Source organism: Okeania sp. (assembly GCF_983059655.1).
On the sequence record NZ_CEZPJD010000006.1, the window covers coordinates 16,741 to 35,113 of the forward strand.

At 33.8% G+C, this 18,373-nt stretch carries 11 protein-coding genes and 1 tRNA gene; 9 read left to right on the plus strand and 3 right to left on the minus strand.

The window, feature by feature from the left end:
- The first annotated feature begins 327 nt into the window (after positions 1-327).
- Entirely contained in the window at positions 328-906 is a 579-nt protein-coding gene (locus tag AC3DU7_RS01070; protein WP_488037521.1) for a nuclease/transposase family protein, read from the plus strand.
- A 1,088-nt stretch (positions 907-1,994) separates the two neighbouring features.
- Entirely contained in the window at positions 1,995-3,254 is a 1,260-nt protein-coding gene (locus AC3DU7_RS01075; RefSeq protein WP_488037522.1) for an MFS transporter, read from the plus strand.
- Between the two features lie 2 nt (positions 3,255-3,256).
- Here the strand turns inward: AC3DU7_RS01075 and AC3DU7_RS01080 are convergent.
- Positions 3,257-3,329, minus strand: a tRNA-Arg gene (locus AC3DU7_RS01080).
- An 82-nt stretch (positions 3,330-3,411) separates the two neighbouring features.
- Between AC3DU7_RS01080 and moaC the strand changes: the two genes are divergently transcribed.
- The 3 genes from moaC to AC3DU7_RS01095 all read left to right on the plus strand — a co-directional run bounded on the left by moaC (position 3,412) and on the right by AC3DU7_RS01095 (position 9,252).
- On the plus strand, positions 3,412-3,933 hold the full coding sequence (gene moaC, locus AC3DU7_RS01085) for a cyclic pyranopterin monophosphate synthase MoaC (RefSeq protein WP_488037523.1): 522 nt from the start codon (positions 3,412-3,414) through the stop codon (positions 3,931-3,933).
- 773 nt (positions 3,934-4,706) lie between these two features.
- Positions 4,707-5,090, plus strand: coding sequence for a trypco2 family protein (locus AC3DU7_RS01090; RefSeq protein WP_488037524.1), 384 nt, complete (start codon positions 4,707-4,709; stop codon positions 5,088-5,090).
- 16 nt (positions 5,091-5,106) lie between these two features.
- Positions 5,107-9,252: a CHAT domain-containing protein gene (locus AC3DU7_RS01095; RefSeq protein ID WP_488037525.1), complete on the plus strand. Its 4,146-nt coding sequence runs from the start codon at positions 5,107-5,109 to the stop codon at positions 9,250-9,252.
- A 6-nt stretch (positions 9,253-9,258) separates the two neighbouring features.
- On the opposite strand, the gene AC3DU7_RS01100 is transcribed toward AC3DU7_RS01095, so the two are convergent.
- On the minus strand, positions 9,259-9,939 hold the full coding sequence (locus AC3DU7_RS01100) for a hypothetical protein (RefSeq protein WP_488037526.1): 681 nt from the start codon (positions 9,937-9,939) through the stop codon (positions 9,259-9,261).
- 596 nt (positions 9,940-10,535) lie between these two features.
- On the opposite strand from AC3DU7_RS01100, the gene AC3DU7_RS01105 reads away from it, so the two are divergent.
- The 3 genes from AC3DU7_RS01105 (at position 10,536) to AC3DU7_RS01115 (ending at position 15,538) form a co-directional block, all read left to right on the plus strand.
- Positions 10,536-10,790 carry a 2TM domain-containing protein gene (locus AC3DU7_RS01105; protein ID WP_488037527.1) on the plus strand — a complete coding sequence of 85 codons (255 nt, stop codon included), beginning with the start codon at positions 10,536-10,538 and terminating at the stop codon, positions 10,788-10,790.
- Positions 10,791-11,014: 224 nt separating this feature from the next.
- The gene (locus tag AC3DU7_RS01110; protein WP_488037528.1) at positions 11,015-11,323 is read left to right on the plus strand and encodes a DUF3181 family protein; all 309 of its coding nucleotides are present in this window, start codon (positions 11,015-11,017) and stop codon (positions 11,321-11,323) included.
- A gap of 1,956 nt (positions 11,324-13,279) precedes the next feature.
- Positions 13,280-15,538 (plus strand): glycosyltransferase, encoded by a 2,259-nt coding sequence (locus AC3DU7_RS01115; protein WP_488037529.1) that lies wholly within the window; start codon positions 13,280-13,282, stop codon positions 15,536-15,538.
- Positions 15,539-16,364: 826 nt separating this feature from the next.
- Here the strand turns inward: AC3DU7_RS01115 and AC3DU7_RS01120 are convergent.
- Positions 16,365-17,531: a pyridoxal phosphate-dependent aminotransferase gene (locus tag AC3DU7_RS01120; protein ID WP_488037530.1), complete on the minus strand. Its 1,167-nt coding sequence runs from the start codon at positions 17,529-17,531 to the stop codon at positions 16,365-16,367.
- A gap of 556 nt (positions 17,532-18,087) precedes the next feature.
- Between AC3DU7_RS01120 and AC3DU7_RS01125 the strand changes: the two genes are divergently transcribed.
- Positions 18,088-18,373: Uma2 family endonuclease (locus tag AC3DU7_RS01125; RefSeq protein WP_488037531.1), on the plus strand; the 286-nt coding region annotated here is incomplete at its 3' end.

Here is an 18,373-nt window from a genome sequence, read left to right on the forward strand (position 1 = left end):
TAATTAAAGATTTGAATGTGAGTGGAATACTATCTAACCACAAGCTAGCAAAATCAATAGCAGACCAAGGCTTTTATGAGTTCAGGTAACAACTTGAGTATAATAAAAGTTATACGTAAATATAGTCATATATAGTCAAATCATGTCAAATATCTTCGTTGATTTGTGCAAAAGAGCTACTAAATATTTGACAAAATTTAATAAATCAAAGGCCATTTATTTAATAGTATAATGAAATTGGCACTTGAGTTCCAGACTAAATAATCAGAACAATTCCTAAATGCTCCCATCCTAATATAATTTTAACCCCTTGATTTATGAGATTAGTTGAGAAACATATCCCATACAAAAAATCATCGGTTTTATACTGAAATTGACCGACTGTGTTTCTTGTCGAAAAATTTCTATAACTATGGTAATTACTTAGTTCGCCAATATTTCATCTTTGAAAAAAGAAATCTATCCTATTACGACTTGCAAAAAACACTTTCTACCCAACCAGAATATCAAGCAATACCAGCTAAAGTATCTCAACAAATATTGATGATAATAAATCGAAACTGGAAAAGCTTTTTAGCAGCGAACGAAGTTTATAAACAGAATCTATCAAAGTTTAAATCTCGTCCTCGTCTTCCTAGATATAAAAATAAAATAACGAGAAGAAATATTGTAGTTTATACGACACAAGCTATCAGTAAGAGGCAATTAAAACAAGGAATTATTAATCCAAGTAAAACAGGGATTTATCTAAAAACATTAGTACCTACTTCACAAATTAAACAGGTTCGTCTAGTCCCTAAACTTAACCATTATGGAATAGAGGTGATTTATGAGAAATGCGAAAAACAATACGAGCTAGAAAAAAATCGTTGCGCAAGGATTGTTCATAATGTGGGTTATCAATAGACATCTCCAGAAAATAGGGAGTAGAGAGTGGGGAGTAGGGAGTAGGGGCAAAGAATTAATGATTTCTATACGATAATTAATTTTATTTTTTATTATTGGAGATGTCTAAGAGCTGATTTGTAAACTGAGTTGAAACTCCTTTCTAACATGGGTTTGCCGAAAATTAATTCCTGAGGGCTTAGATAGTGTCAAACCCTTACACTGTAAAGCATTTATTCTCTTAATATTTACTTGATAAATCAGCTCTAATAGACAACGACCATGCGTCAATTAATTTAAAAAAGAAAGTGCTAATTGGCGAGGTCTACTCAGAGTGGTATCGACAGTTCCGATAGAAGCAGTAAGTAATCATCAATTCTTCAATGTTTTTGACATGTTATATCAGTTTTATGAAGCAAGAATTCGGAGTTATATAGAACCCATTTAGGTATCTTTTCTTGAGATACAAAGGCTTTAGGAAAGCCATTTTAAGGAACCTAGCAACTATAAGGGTTCAGGAAACCGAAAAATGATGAAAAATGACTGCCAGAATCATCAAACCCAGATGGGTATTAGACTTGTAACTTATTAAATAGATCTCAAATGGCTTCTATAAAATTCGGTTGAATATTTATCATATATTTGGAGGTGGGGAGTAGCCTACAAGGGTATATGTTTGACCTTTGAAGTAAAACAAGTATACATAGATATCTAAAAAGTTTTAATTATAGGTTTCAGCTTTTAATTTAAAAAATCAAAATTTTGTCATCAATCTCCGATCAAAAAACATCAAAAAATTCCTGAATTAACTCACTAAATTTCAATACTTTCAGAGCTTTTTCTCAATTTTGTGATATTATCAACAATAGTAGAATCTACAGCCATTTATGACTTAACAGCAAAATGAAGCTGAAAATGCCTATTATGTCGTTATTTCTGTAGAGATTGCCCTTAAATTTTCCTGGCATAGCAAACTAATTTCCTCCACCCTGCTTAACCAGCAATTGACAAAAATATAACCATAGTGCTATGTAGAAACATTTGATCGGGCAAATTTTAACAATCTGTTACAAAATATAGGAATACAAGTTATCCAGGGTCAATTAACTGTGAAAGTATTCCGAACACTTGAACCTCAAAACCAGCGCAGCCTAATGATGTTGTTCATTGCAGGCTTATTATTTTGGTCAAGTATAACCACCTTACTACCCACCTTACCTCTTTACATAAGTTTTATTGGAGGAACAAAACAACAAATTGGCCTAATAATGGGTTGCTTTGCTGTGGGGCTATTATTATCGCGATTTGTTCTGGGACCATTAGCTGATACGAGAAGCCGGAAGTTAGTCCTGATAGTCGGTACAAGTGCAGCAGCGATCGCTCCACTCGGTTACTTACTACTAAAGTCTTTTCCTTTACTAATGGGAGTTCGTGCTTTTCACGGTATTAGTATTGCTGGAGTTACTATTGGTTATAGTGCTTTGGTAGCTGACTTGTCTCCTCCCGGTCGTAGGGGAGAATTAATTGGTTATATGAGTTTAGCAGCTCCTATAGGTATGGGAATTGGCCCTGCAATAGGAGGTTTTTTAGCAGAGGCGAGTGGTTATGTAGCTTTATTTATCGTTTGTTCTGCTCTGGGAGTTATGAGTTTATTATGTGGTTCTTTTGTCAGGGAACAAAAAACTACAGTAGGAAAAAATCAAACCGATACAAATCCTGTTTTCAATGAGTTACAACAACAAAAGTTCTGGCAAATATTAGGGAGTCGCCGGGTTTTAGTTCCCAGTTTTGTGATGTTGATGGTAGGTTTAGTATTTGGTACAACTGTAACTTTTCTGCCACTTTTTATTCAAGAAAGTGGAATTGCTCTTAACGCAGGACTTTTTTATACAGTCAGAGCGATCGCTAGTTTTATCGTCCGCTTTTTTACTGGACGAGCTTCAGATAGATTTGGTCGTGGTATTTTTATCAGTGGAGGTCTCGTCTGTAGTTTGTTGGGTATGTTAACGTTATGGACAGCAAATAGCAGTAGCACAATTTTACTCGCAGCTATTCTCGGAGGGAGTTCTGCTGGATTGGTGATTCCAATGATGATTACTTTAATGACAGACCGATGTCCTCCTACTCAAAGAGGTAAGTTTTTCTCTCTTTGTATTGGTGGGTTTGATTTAGGTTTGGCTTTAGCTGGTCCTTTTTTAGGTTTGGTTGCAGAGCAATTTAGTTTCAGTTATAGAAGTATGTTTGCTCTGGATGCTTGTCTTGTTTGTCTAGCACTAGCTACATTTATCACCATGTCAAACAAGGACTTGCCCCATTCCATCAGATTTGCTTCTGGTCAAGGACAAGATACTTATGCTATTAATCATTGATACGGGCCTGGAGGGATTCGAACCCCCGACCTCATGGTCCGTAGCCACGCACTCTATCCACTAAGCTACAGGCCCCCATTGTTCTTAGCGCTAAATCTAGCTTAATTAAACAGCTTTTCTTCTGCACTAATAATAAATAATAGCACACTTGAACAAAATGACAAGAGATTTTTTTAAATTTGAGCAAAGTTTGACTCATCTGGACAAAGAGGGGGAGGCTCAAATGGTTGATGTATCTGCTAAAGTTCCTACTGTGCGCCAGGCTGAAGCAGGTGGACAAGTACGGATGTCAAGAGAAACATTTGAAGCTATTCAAACTGGTAATGCGCCAAAAGGTGATGTTTTAGGAACTGCTAAATTGGCTGGAATTATGGCAGCCAAGCAAACGGCTCAACTTATTCCTTTGTGTCATCCTTTGCCGTTACAAAAAATAGATGTTCGGTTAATTGCCGATCCACAACTGCCTGGATATCAGATTCGGGCTATGGTGAAAACTAAGGCGGAAACTGGGGTGGAGATGGAAGCTTTGACGGCGGTTTCTGTGGCAGCTTTGACTTTATATGATATGGCTAAGGCTTTGGAAAAGTCTATTTCTATTGAGTTAATTTGTCTGTTGAGTAAGAGTGGGGGTAAGTCTGGGGATTATAAGTTAAGTCAAAAGTCAAAAGTTAAAAGTTAAAAGTTAAAGGAAGGCAGAAGGCAGAAGGCAGAAGGCAGAAGGCAGAAGGGAAAGAAAGGTTCAAGGCCAAAAGTTTTTTTTATAACTGATTATCCGAACATGATATTACTACAAAAGTTGTAAGCATTCAGCCGTCAGCTATCAGCTAGCCTCCTATGGTCGGAACTTTCCTACGGAATGCTACGCAAACGTTAACAGCTATGAGTTATTAGCTCATTATCGCACCGAAGGAATAATTAGTCTTCAAGGAGTGAAATATGTTTGCTTCCGCATTCCGCACCGAAAGAAGAAGGTTATCAGATAACCTTAGTAAGTCCTGTACGTTTAAAAGCTGATAGCTGACTGCTAATAGCTGAATGCTGGCCAAAAGTTGGTTCCCTTGACCTTAAAGTCTATATTAATTTAAACACTGTTCTTAAAGAGAAAGTCTGTAAGCATTCAGCTAGCTCGCGGTCAGCTCTTCCGTTTTTCATGCTGCGCAAACAGCTTTTTAATAAATGAAGCAAGAATTTGCTTAACTTCTACGACATTTTTAAACAAAGAATTGAAGCACAAGAATAGCAAGCTTAAATTGTCCACTAAAATTAATAAAGCTGATAACGCAGTTCCGACTATAGGAGGCTAGCTGAAAGCTGACTGCTGAATGCTTACGAAAGTTTTGTTGCTGTTTGCGCAGCATTCCGCAGGAAAAGCTGACTGCTAATAGCTGAATGCTAAGATTTAAATTGAGTATAATTGATTGAGTAAGGTAATTTTTAGTCATCTATAAATTTATGGATAATGAATCTATTGGGTTAGCAGAGTTAATCGAAAAAGTTAAGGCTGATTTGCTTAATCCTGCTAAAAATCCTCGTTTTTTATTTGTTGATAATGTGGAATTAGAACTGCAAGTACTTGTGAGAAAAGATGCTAAAGGAGGTTTAAAAATAGATGTACTTGGTATTGGTGGAGCAAAGGTTGATGCTGATGTTGAGCAAAGAGATATTCAAAGGGTTAAAGTTAGTCTTTCTCCTGTGTTTACTAAAGAAGAATTGAAAGAATATTGTCAACAAGAGGCACCTGAATTTTATAAGTCTATGTTTCACGAAAGTGTGGGTGCGACAATAAAGGGAAAAAAGAGAAGAGTAGGACCGAAAATCATAGAAAGTGAAGAATAAGCTGAGATTTTGTGCAATGAAAACTTTAAAACTATTTTTAACTGTACCTGAAAATGCAGAGTCAGGAAAAATTCAAATCAATATTGATAATTACAGCTATTATCAGTCAAAACTTCCTTGGTTTGAAACTGGGGAAAAATGGCGTATTGCTATGATGACGGCTTTAGATTTAACAGAATTTGAATCAGATTCAGATTTATTTTCTTCTGATGAGGAAAATTGGATGGTAAATCAAGGTTGGTTAAATGAGGCTAAAACACATTTTACTTCAGATATTCTCAAAAAAATAGGTCAGGATATTTATCACACTCTTTTTCCATCACAAGAAGCAGGAGAGTTACTATCAAGAATCTTAGGTACTCTGGAAGCTAATGAACAATTACATATTCAACTACAGTTTAGTGAAAAGATTTCTCAAAGAGGTAGTTTGCCAGATTATCCTTGGGAATTAGCTTATCGTGATAGAAGTTTTTTAGCACAACAAAAAGTTAGTTTTTCTCGTCTAATTGCTTTTGACGAAAATGTACCTAATTTTCCTACTGTTGAACAAATTAATGTGTTATTAGTTTCATCGACAGTTGGAGATACAGAATTAGGTTTACTTAATCTTGATTTCCAAGAGCAAGAAGCTATTTATGAAAGTTTAAAGAAAGCAGAAATTTCTGTTGAGTGTAAAAAAGATATTAGTTTTAAAGAATTGGGAGATTATTTAACTCAAATACCTCCAGAAAAAACGCCTCATGTTATTCATTTTGATGGTCATGGTTACTTCGGTAAACGTTGTAATAAGTTTGACTGTCGCACTATTAACGAATTTGAAGATACTCATTGTCAAAAATGTAATTCACCTTTAGAAAAAACACCTCAAGGATATTTATTATTTGAAAATAATATTGGTGCTTGGGAACGAAAAGCTGATTATATTAGTGCTACAGAAATTAGTGAATTAATTAAAAAGAGTAATTTTGGTTTAGAAAATCAACCAGAATTAGGTGTCCGTTTAGTGGTAATGAGTGCTTGTCAAAGTGGTTTAACATTAGGTAGTGACTCGGTATTTAATGGTATTGCTCAACAATTAATTGCTCAACAAATTCCGGCAGTAGTGGCAATGCAATACAACGTTATTGTTGATGCAGCAACTGCTTTTGCTGAACGTTTTTATCAAGCATTAGCTAATAGAAAACCTTTAACTACTGCTGTAAGTGTCGGACAAACTGCAATGGGTAGGGAAGGAAATCAATGGTATCGTCCTGTACTTTATTTAAGAGGGGAAAATAATGATGGTGGGCGGTTATTTGGAGAAGATACAACATTATTATTTGAGCGTTATGTTGAAAATCTTGTGACTAAATTAGAAGCAGAAAAGGGTGTTTTAGAATATATTGATTTGTTTGCTGAAACTTCTACATCGTTGAGTGGCTTTGTTCCTAATTCTCAATCAAGTCTTGCACCAGGTTTAGATAATTTAGCATCATCTTATCAATCAAATCAAATAGATGAAAATAATGTCATTGCATCCATAGAAAATATAGTGGCTAATCATCAAAAGTTTGTTTTAATTGGTGAGCCTGGCTCTGGTAAATCAACAGCATTAAAACACATGGTTTTGACTCAGGCAAAAGATTTTTTGTCTGATAAATTTACTGCACCAATGCCTTTTATTTTGGAGTTAGAGTTCTGGTCTAAGGATATAAAATTTGACTCATTTGTTCAGCAACAATGGCAAGAATTTCAGTTACCAAATGTTAGTCTTCAAGATTTTTTCACTAAAAGGGATGTAATTTTATATCTTGATGGTTTAGAAGCAATCTTAGGAAATTCTGAAAGGAGAGTTAACAGAGTTAACCAAATTAAAAAGTGGTTACGTCGTTCACAAGCTCCACAAAAAGTAATAGTTACTTGTAGGTCGGATTATTATCAGGATGATGATATTAATTTAGGGTTGCCTACTTTTGAAATTCAACCTATGTCTACAGACTTAATTCGTAGTTTTGTCAGTCAGGAATTAAATGATGAATCTGATAACTTTCTGAAACAGATATTCTCAAATGTGGGGAATCAAGACACTGAAAATACTATTCAGCAGTTGGCAAGTAATCCTTATTTACTTTATGCTTTAATTATTATTTATCAGTATGAACCAGGCAATAAGTTACCACAAAATAGTGGTGCTTTATTTTCACGTTTAGTCAAAGCTCTTTGGAAAAGAGAAAGAGAGAAACCTAATACTGAATTATTATCTTATTCGGAAGTTGAAACCTATTTTGCTGATTTGGCTAATTATATATTTCAACAAGATAGTTTGATTGTTAAACGTGAGACTGCTATATCTATTTTGAATAACGACCGGAATTTATTGTTAGCAGGAAAAAGTGCGAATTTATTAGTTGTTGAGGATAATACAGTCAGATTCAAGAATAGGTTGATTCAGGATTATTTTTTGGCTGTTACGTTAAAAAGTAAAGGTTTAAATTCGATTCTCAAAAAGCCTACTATTTTTAATGGAAAACGTCTGATAGAATCTTGGGATTATCCTATTATTGCATTGTCTGGTTTAGTTAATGAACCAAATGAAATTATTAAACAGATAGCTGAAAAAGACCCTTATTTAGCTGCAATGTGTTTAGATAGCGGTGTTAAAGTAAATGATGAAGCATTAGAATTTATTGTCACTAAATTAGTTCAAACTTTTGATATTACAATTCAAGATAATTTTGAGGAAATTATCCAATACGAGAAGATTGGGGAGACAAAAAAACTGTTAGCTAAATATTACCTTAATAGACTAGGTACAAACACAATTCCAATTTTAGGAAAGGTACTTATTAACCCTCAAAAAAACGCATTTATCAAACGCGCTATTATTGATTTGCTAGATATTTATAATGATGCTCGTATTATACATTCTCTATCAGAAATAGTAAAAAAACCATCTATAGAAGAAAAAGCTATTCAATTAGCAAATCAACAACTACTAAAACTAAAGACAGTTATTACTGCTTCAAGTGTTGGTGGTTTAGCATTAGCAGCAGTGACCTCTAATAAAACTTCTAAGGTATTATCAAAAACTCAAGATGCTTGGGATAAAGTTTGGGGAAATAAGTCACAAAATTATCAATTACAGTTAAGAATTCCTGCTATATATGCTTTAAGTCGTTTGAAAAATAAGGAGACAACTTTACCTCTGATTGATGGATTAATTGATGCAAATAATGATGTTCGTCAAGCTTGTTTAACTTCTTTAAAATCTTCAGGTTGGCAACCAGAAACTAATAAAGAACAACTTTATTTAACTATTGCAGAAAATAGATGGTCTGATTGTCAAGCATTTGGAGAATTAGCTATTTCTGCTTTATTATCAGTTTTGAATGATGAAACAGAAGCTATACAAATTAGTGTAATTACTACTTTAGGTGAGTTGGGTTTAAAAGCTCAAGATGCAGTTGTACCAATTTTAAATAAATTGTTTGATAAAAATACAACTATTGTCTTGAAAAAAACTTGTATAGAAGCAATAGGTTTAATTCCAACTAAAATTACTGTTATTGGGTTGCTTAAAGCATCACAAACTTTCTCGGAAGATTTACAAAGTTTGGCATTTGATAAACTCAATAATATTGATGAAAAACAAAAGTTAGCTGGTTTAATTTATGCACTTGAGGTTGATTTTGATAGTATAATACAACCTAAAACTAATCTGACAATTGGAAAAATTCTTAAGGGTGATGAGAATACTAAGTTCAAAATAGCTGCTATTGAAACTTTGGGAGAACTTGGTTCAGTAGATGCGATAAATATTTTACTCTCAACAATGAATCAAGAGAATGAAAAATTGGTAATTGCTTGTATTAATGCACTGTCTAATCACAAACAATTCAACGTAATATCGGCCATAGTAGAAAAACTTAAAGATGACAAAAATTCTATTAAAAAAGAGGCGATTAAATCTCTAGGTAAATTACAAGCAGAAACAGCAGTTGATGAGTTAGTAAAGTTATTGCCTTCACGACAAAAGAAAAAGCGGTTTGGACTAATAAATATATCTAAAATATCCAATTTTTTTGAAGCTGACTTAGTAGGTAATATTTTAGATGCTTTACAACAAATTGGCACTCCAGAAGCGGAACAAGCAATAGACAGTTGGAACAGTGAAAATAAATAACATACTTTAGATTATATTATCAGTATCATGTTCTAGTTCTTCATCTAAGCGATCGAGCCACTTTAGAGCTAATTTTCCTGTGCTTTTTGCAGACCAATTATTTAGCCAATAACTTACAAATGCACCAACTATGAAGAAAAATTTTGTTATTATCTTACCTAGGGTTTTTGCGAGAAATTTTATCAACACTTTTCCCACGGTTTTACCTGTAGTATTGCGTGCTAACTTTGCAGGTTTCTTGAAAACTTGTTTGATGTATTCTTGACCTAATTCTATTGTAGCTCCACCTATAGCTTCACGGCCTTTCTGTTCCCACAGTTCCCGAGCAGTAGCGATTCCTAGTTTAATTACTATATTTAAAGGTTCACCTTCAGGAGCAGTCTGACTAAGTATATAGTTTTTAAGTGTTTCTAATCTAGCATCATCAGGCTCATATCCATAAGCATAAGCCAATAGATAAATCATTTCTGCTTCTGCCTTTGTAGATAAAACTATATCAATAAGCAAGGGAATAATTATTGTTACCCATCCGACAAAACTTGTTAGAAAACCTATTTTCGCACATTTACCTGCTCGTTTATCAATTATTTTTTTGGTGATTTGTCTTCTCTGTTCTATGGATAATTCTCGATTTCTGGTTAATTTATTGAATTCTCTTTTTAATTTATGTGCATCTGGTTGGAACATATTTTTTATATACTTGTTTAATTATTGATGACAAAATTTTAGCTCTTATTATTTTATTTCATATTTACCGAAAAATTGGGTTTAAGGCCTCGCCCATAAGCGGGCGATTTTCTATACTATGCTATAATGAAATTGGTTATATACCCGCCTTGTCTCATAAATACTGTAGAAAAGAAGATTAGGTCGAGATTCCTTCAGTTGAGAGCAGAACAAGGGAAGCTTTCAGGTCAATGAGCAGCTTAAACTTGAAGGCACAGATCAGCATCCATAAGAATTCTTGATAAGTCGCGGGAGGGCATTCTGAGACTCTAAACGGACGTGGAGGCAAGTGTAAGACTACCGTCAAGGTAGCAGCAGCCTGTGAGACGTCAACTCGCTGAGGAGCTACGGCTCGGTAGGAATCCCCGTGCCTTTAGGCCGGGGAGGATGTCAATGAGGCCATATTTGACCAAGGTAAAGCCCTGTGTCTTGAGACCGAAGATTAGTCAATCTTCACTTTCTTTTTCATGCTCCATAACAATAATTCCGAAATTACCGCTCTAGCTTTACAATAATTAAAGAAACTGAACAGTAATGAAATAAATTTATCAAATATTATGCCTCCTCGTTGGCCTCGTAAACCTGACCGTAATGACCCAGAATTCCGCAAGTTGGACGACCGAATGAATTTTGCTATTCATGTGGCTATTTTTGCTGCGAGTAATTCTGGTATATGGTTCTTCCGTAATCTCACAGCAGCAACTTGGCCTTGGGCTATCTGGGTAACAGGTGTTTGGGTGTCATTATTGTTAATTCACGGGATTTATATTTTTGCACTGGCAGATTATGCCACCATTTCAACTGATAATTGATAACTAATAACTAATAACTGATAACTGGGTGCATCTCAATTAAGCGATAAGTAATTGTCAAGAAATAGGGATGAATAGGGTGTATCTCTTATGCGCAAAAATACTTTTTTCCTATATATTCCCTGTTGCCTGTTGCCTTTCGGAGCTGTTGCCTAAAAGTGATAAATTTTTGGCTTTATTCACCCATTGAGATACACCCTAATAACTAATAACTGATAACTGAAATGAGTAATGGTAGTACAACACAAATAATTGAAGGTTTAGCAGCAGAAATAGGGGATAAGGTTTACATTGATATTGCTGGTTGGCATCTCTATTTATCTGATGCGAAGCTGCATACTATTTTGGCAGAAAAATTTTATCCTATTCTGACAGAGGAAGTACCTTCGGAAGGTCAAGTTGTGGAAATATTACAAGGAATTCCTGTTAAGTTAGGTGGTGGTAGAAAGGAGCTTCCTCTAATTGATTTGTTGCCGATGCAGTGTCAGACTGAGTTGATAGAAGTTTTAGCAGATTTTAGGCAACAAATTTAATTTGAATAAATACTTGATTTTACTGAAGTAATAATAGTTAGGTTGTCTACTGAAGTTTACTGTCATAGGTAACCTAATTTTTTTATCGTATTAAATAAATAGGGCTTGCTGATTAAATATCAAAGCATTTACTGACATTGGTTTTAGCCTTTTTAGGTCTTGAAAAAGTACCTAGTTTTTAGCCCTTAATGCTCAAAAAATTACCATTTTAGGCACATAGTTGGGCAAAAAAAATTACTTTGCTGCTCCTCTACTACCCTACTCACCTACTCCTTAAAAAAGACTTTTTCAGCAAACCCTAAATATTGATATTCGTAGGGCGAAAGCAACATATTTAATCTAAAATTTGGTGACTTTAAGGCAAAATCTGGCGTTCTCTAAGGGGTCTCAAAATAAAAAAATATACAATTGGTCTGAATCTAGGAAGTAGAGACAGCTAAACAGTAAGCATTCAGCTATTAGCAGTCAGCACTTCAGCAACAAGAGTGTTTTTTTTAAATACAGTGTTTAAATTAAAATAGACTTTAAGGGCAAGGGAGGCAACTTTTTTAGTAAGACAATTAATAAAGCTTTTCTCCTAAAGTAAAAGCAATAGCTGATGGCTGACGGCTGACGGCTGACGGCTGAATGCTTACGCTAAACAAACACGTCTAGTTCAAAATTTGGATAATTTATTTTTTGGAAGTCTCTAAGTTTTAAGTTTTTGATATGTAAAATAAAGTAATAACTACTGTCATATTATGAAATGCTACAACAAATTAATGTAAGCATTCATCCATCAGTTGTTAACTACTAGACATCTCCAAAAATCAAAAATAAAATCAATTATTATCCATAAATTATCAATTATTCTTCCCTGTTCCCAGCTCCGGTGTTCCCTGTTCCCTCTTTTCTGGAGATGTCTATTGATGAAAGGAGGAATTAAAAGCACTTGATAACTAGAGGGAAAACTAAAATTTATTTACTGTCAAAGTAAGCTCCTTTAGCGTTAAAAGGAATTATTCGTTATTTGCTTATAGCTGATTGCGAAAAGCTGAATTATTACGAATCAATTGATTAAACTATCGAGAAATCTCAGGAAAATCTCAGCATTAATTAGAATAATTTTAAGTAGCAAATTATAGTATACCTTTAGTTCTGTATTTAAAGCCTCTGACTTTAACTGAAAGTACTGATAACTATTCATTAATTGATAATGAATAATTGATAATTACCTCTGGTTAAAACCGTTATGAAATTGAATATAAGGAAATATTATTTCTTCTCTTGGTCTCATAGATATGGCATTAGCGGAGCGACTCTGCAAGAGCAGGTCTCTTCGCCAAAGGCTATGCTTTATAAACATCTTTCTTAACATAAAAATTGACAAAATAGACAAGTTATGTGTAAGTATTTCAAAGGTTTTTGTCAGATAAAAAGTGTATGAAAAAGTACATTTTTTTTGATCGCTTAAGTAGTTTTTTCTATCTACTATAATTCTTTCCTCCCTACTCCCCTGCTCCCCTACTTCCTACAAGGTTTTCAGGAGTTCCTTATCAGGGATAGCTTCAAAGGGGAAGCTTTAAACCGAAATTATTTAATTAGAGCTTACCGATATAATATCAAAGCATTGACAGATAAAGGTTGTAGGATTTTTTTGTCTCAAAAAATATCAGCTTTTCGGTGGCAAGAGCTGCAAAAAGCTAGTGCAAAAAGGCAGAAGGGAGGAGGGAAAAAAGGTTATTGTACAAGCTTTTGAACCTTTTTTAACTGGTTAGTTATTTTAGCGATCCTGCACTAGTATTTCGGGATGATTATGGCAGAAAAATCTTGGGAAAATTTTCCGACTACCTTTTCTATAATTCCCATTTATCCTGACTTCTTACTCCTGACTCCTACCCCAACCAAAAGACTTTTTTAGTAAACCCTAATTATTCATTATTCAGTAATTTATAAAACTTATAATTGATCGCTAAAATGACCACATCAAATATAACTAAAAAAAAGTTCAAAAAATCTATAAATACTCATAATTTTGTTAGACACAATTTAGCAAAACTATTTCTCATAGGATTAGTCACACTATTAATAATTATTGTAGTTGCTTGGTTAGCAGGAATCAATCAAATAGATGAATTTTTCGCTCAAATTCATTACTTTCAAGAAAATCCGCCAATGTGGGTAGAAGCACCAACAAAAAAGAGTCAATATTTAGTCTTACCGACAATATTACTCTTTTTAATGGCTCAAGGAATTATGAGGATTTCTCCTACTCCCAAAAATTGGTCGCGCATCTTGGTAGTAGCAATTTTATTAGGTTTAACTATTCGTTATTTATCTTGGCGATCGCTCTCTACTTTAAATTTAGTCGATCCGGTAAATGGTGTATTTAGTCTAGGTTTATTTGGTCTAGAATTTTTGACAATAAGTAGTAGTATTCTGGGTTTATTTTTGATGCTAAGAGTTAAAAATCGTCACAAGGAAGCAGACTATTTTTCTCAGGCAATTTTAGACAAAAGTTTTCAGCCATCAGTGGATATTTTAATTCCTACTTATGATGAACCTGAGTTCATTTTGGAACGTACTATTATTGGCTGTCAAGCTCTAGATTATGACAATAAAAAAGTTTATTTACTAGATGATACTAATCGATCAGGGGTGAAAAAATTAGCAGCAAAATTAGGTTGTGAATATATTACTAGGTTTGATAATACTCATGCGAAGGCTGGAAATCTAAATTATGCCATTGCTCAAACAAACAGTGAATTTATTGTTGTTTTTGATGCTGATTTTATTCCGACAAAAAACTTTTTAATCCGGACTTTAGGATTTTTCCAAAATGAGCAAGTTGCTCTAGTACAAACTCCTCAAACTTTTTATAATATTGACCCGATCGCCCGAAATTTAGGTTTAGAAAATATCGTAACTCCAGAAGAAGAAATATTTTATCGACAAGTTCAACCTATTCGAGATGGGGTAGGTGGGGTTGGTTGTGTGGGAACTTCTTTTATAGTGAGAAGAAAAGCTTTGGAATTAGTAGGAGGATTTGTTACAGAATCAATTAGTGAAGATTATTTTACTGGGATTAGTTTAGCAGCGAAAGGTTATAGTCTGGTTTATTTAGAAGAAAAATTAAGTGCTGGTTTAGCTGCTGAGAACATTTCCGGTCATGCAAGTCAGAGATTAAGATGGGCAAGAGGTACTTTTCAAGGATTTTTTATTAATTCAAATCCTCTGACAATTCCTGGATTACTTCCTATCCAAAGATTGGCATATTTAGAAACATTTTTACATTGGTTTACTAACGTTAGTCATGTCGGTTTTTTGTTAATGCCATTAGCTTATATTTTTTGGGATGTTTTTCCTATTCAAGCGACTGCTGCTGAATATTTATATTTCTTTTTACCTTGTTATTTCGTTAACTTTACTGTATTTTCTTGGTTAAATTATCGTTCCCGGTCAGCATTTCTGGCAAATTTTTATCATGTAGTTTTTGCTTTTCCTTTGGTAGTGACAATAATTCAAACATTACTGAATCCCTTTTCACAAGGATTTAAAGTTACACCAAAAGGAATTAAAAGCGATCGCTACTATTTTAATTGGAATTTAGCTTTGCCTTTAGTTATATTTTTAGCACTTAATATCATAAGTTTATGCTTGGGTTTATCTGACTATATGAATCACAGTGAGGTAGTAATTGAACAAACAAAATATTTGAATTTAGGGTTATTTTGGAGTGGGTATAATATATTGATGATTTGGGTAGCATTATTAATGTTAATTGATGTACCTAAGCAAGACATATATGAACGGTTTAATCTGCGAAGAGTGGTGAAATTAGAAATTGATGACCAGACATTATGGGGTATTAGTACACAAATATCAGAAGTAGGTGCGAAGATAGAAGTTAATCAGAAAATTCCTGTTAATTTAGTAGGAGAGACTTTGCCAGTAAAGTTGAAAATTATTGAAGAAAAAATTTGTTTGTCAGGAAAAATTACTAATCTACAAATGAATGGAGAATTTCCTTGTATAGAGGTAATGTTTGAGCAGGTAAATTTATCTGAAAAGCGACAATTAATAGAATTATTATTCTGTCGTCCCGGACAATGGCAACGGAGAGAAGCACCGAGTGAGTTAAAATCTCTGTGGTTATTATTACAAGTATTCTTAAAACCAAGATTTATCTTTGAAAGAAAGCCAAAAGAGAAAGGGATGAAGGTTGGTCAGATTTAACTTTAGGGAGTAGGGAGTAGGGAGTAGGGAGTAGGGAGCAGGGGAGCGGGGGAGTAGGGGAGTAGGGGAGTAGGGGAGTAGGGGAGAATTTTTTTTGCCCAATAAATTTGCAGAAGTAGTCCCCGGCAATAAAAAAACTCCAGATTCAAGTAATAAATAATTTGTCAGTTTCTCACAACCTATTGGCAGTTATTTAATATTTGGATTTGGGAAAAATCATCAAAGCACCAAATAGTTTTCCACAATTAATATCTTCTATATTGACAACTGATAACTGATAACTGAAATTACCTTCAACCAGTTAACCAAATTTTTCAACCGCCATTTTTATCCGACTCATATCTGAGAGAATATTTTCCATGGAATTTACATCATAAATTTGCAGAAGTAGCTCCCGGCAACAAAACAACTCCAGATTCAAGTAATAAATAATTTGCCAGTTTCTCACAACCTATTAGCAGTTATTTAATATTTGGGAAAAATTATTAAACTACCAAAAAGTTTTCCACAATTAATATCTTCTATATTGACAACTGATAACTGATAACTGAAATTACCTTCAACCAGTTAACCAAATTTTTCAACCGCCATTTTTATCCGACTCATATCTGAGAGAATATTTTCCATGGAATTTACATCATAAATTTGCAGAAGTAGCTCCCGGCAACAAAACAACTCCAGATTCAAGTAATAAATAATTTGCCAGTTTCTCACAACCTATTAGCAGTTATTTAATATTTGGGAAAAATCTTCAAACTACCAAAGAGTTTTCCACAATTAATATTTTCTCTATTGACAACTGATAACTGAAATTACCTTCAAGCATTTAACTAAATTTTTCAATCGCCATTTTTATCCGACTAATACCCTCTCGAATATTCTCAATGGAATTAGCATAAGACAACCTCAAATATCCATCACCAAAATTTCCATAGGCAGTTCCCGGCAATAAAGCAACTCCAGCTTCAGATAATAAATAATCAGCCAGTTTTTCACAACTTATCGACAGTTGCTTAACATTGGGAAAAGCATAAAAAGCACCTGCTGGTTTTCCACAATTAATACCTCCAATAGAATTTAAACCTTCGACAATCACATCACGTCTTTCCTTAAATTCTGTAAACATTTCCTTGACAAACTCCTGAGAATTTTGAATCGCTTCAATACCAGCTATTTGAGTAAATGAACAAGCACAAGAATTAGAATTTAACATCAACTGGTCTAACTTTTCAGCTATTGTCTTAGGAGAAACAGAATAACCTAAACGCCACCCAGTCATAGCATAAGTTTTTGAATGCCCATCTAATAAAATTGTGCGTTCTTTCATACCAGGAAAACTGATAATACTAGAAAAATTTGAATCGTAGACTAAATGGGAGTAAATTTCATCAGAAAGGATATAAAAATCATGTTTAACTGCCAATTTAGCAATAGCTTCTAAATACTCAGGAGTTAACACACTGCCAGTAGGGTTATGAGGAGAATTGAGAATTAATAATTTTGTTCGTTCAGAAATAGAATTAATCAAATTATCCAGACTAAATTGAAAGTCTAACTCTTCCAATAAAGGTAATGGAATAGGTTTTCCTCCTACTAAATTAATCACTGACTCATAAACAGGAAATCCAGGGTTAGGATAAATCACCTCATCCCCAGAATTTATTAATGCTAAAAGAGTAAAAAATATGACTGGTTTTGCCCCTGGCATTACCACAACTTCATCAGGATTAACTAATATATTGCGAGTTAGAGAAATATGTTCTGCTATTACTTCCCTTAACTCCAATAAACCTGCTGCGGGAGTATAAGTTGTATAACCATTATTCATAGCTTGAAAAGCAACTTCGCGAATATTTTGAGGAGTCTTAAAATCAGGTTGACCAATTTCTAAATGAATAATATTTCGACCTTGAGATTCTAAATATTTTGCCTTAGTAAAAACCTCAATGGCAGCATCCCCGCCTAAACCATTCATTCTAGTTGCAAAGTTCATAATTAATATAAATGATATTTTTTGGATAATTTTACTACAATAATCTAAGCATTCAGCAGTCAGCTATCAGCTATTGCTTTTAGTTTAGGATCAAAGCTCTATTAATTGTCTTACTACAAAAGTTTGCTCCCTTGCCCTTAAAGCCTATATTAATTGAAACACTGTCCTATATTGAGAGAGTCTTGTTGCGCTCTAGATGACAGCTAATAGCTGTTTGCGCAGCATTCCGCAGGAAATACTTACTGTTATTTCAGTAAAAGGAGAAGCTTTAAACCGAATGGATTAATTATCAATTATCCATTGGTAAAAAATACTATTGTATAAATGATAAAATTAGTGTAAGCATTCAGCTAGCTTACAGTCAGCTTTTAGCTGTTTTATAAATAATTAATATACATTACTAAGGTCAAGATTAGTTTTTTCCAATACTTTGAATTATCTTTAAATCTCTCAAGACTAATTCCTGCTATAAAGGTAATAAATTAATAGCTGATAGCTGAATGCTGATAGCTGAATGCTTACAAATTAGTTATAGTTCATCTTTTTCAATTTAACTATGATTGCTTCTCCCAAAAATTTTAGTATTACACCTGAAGAATATCTTCAAATGGAAGATAAAAGCTCAATTAAACATGAATATATTGACGGAGAAATTTATGCAATGGCTGGAGCTAGTGATGCTCATGTCACAATATCTCTTAATTTAGCAGTATTGCTTCGTAGTCATGTTAGAGGTCATGGTTGTCGGGTTTATATTTCTGATATGAAAGCCAGAATTGAAACTAAAAATAAGAATAAATTCTATTATCCTGATGTGATGGTAACTTGTGACAAACGAGACC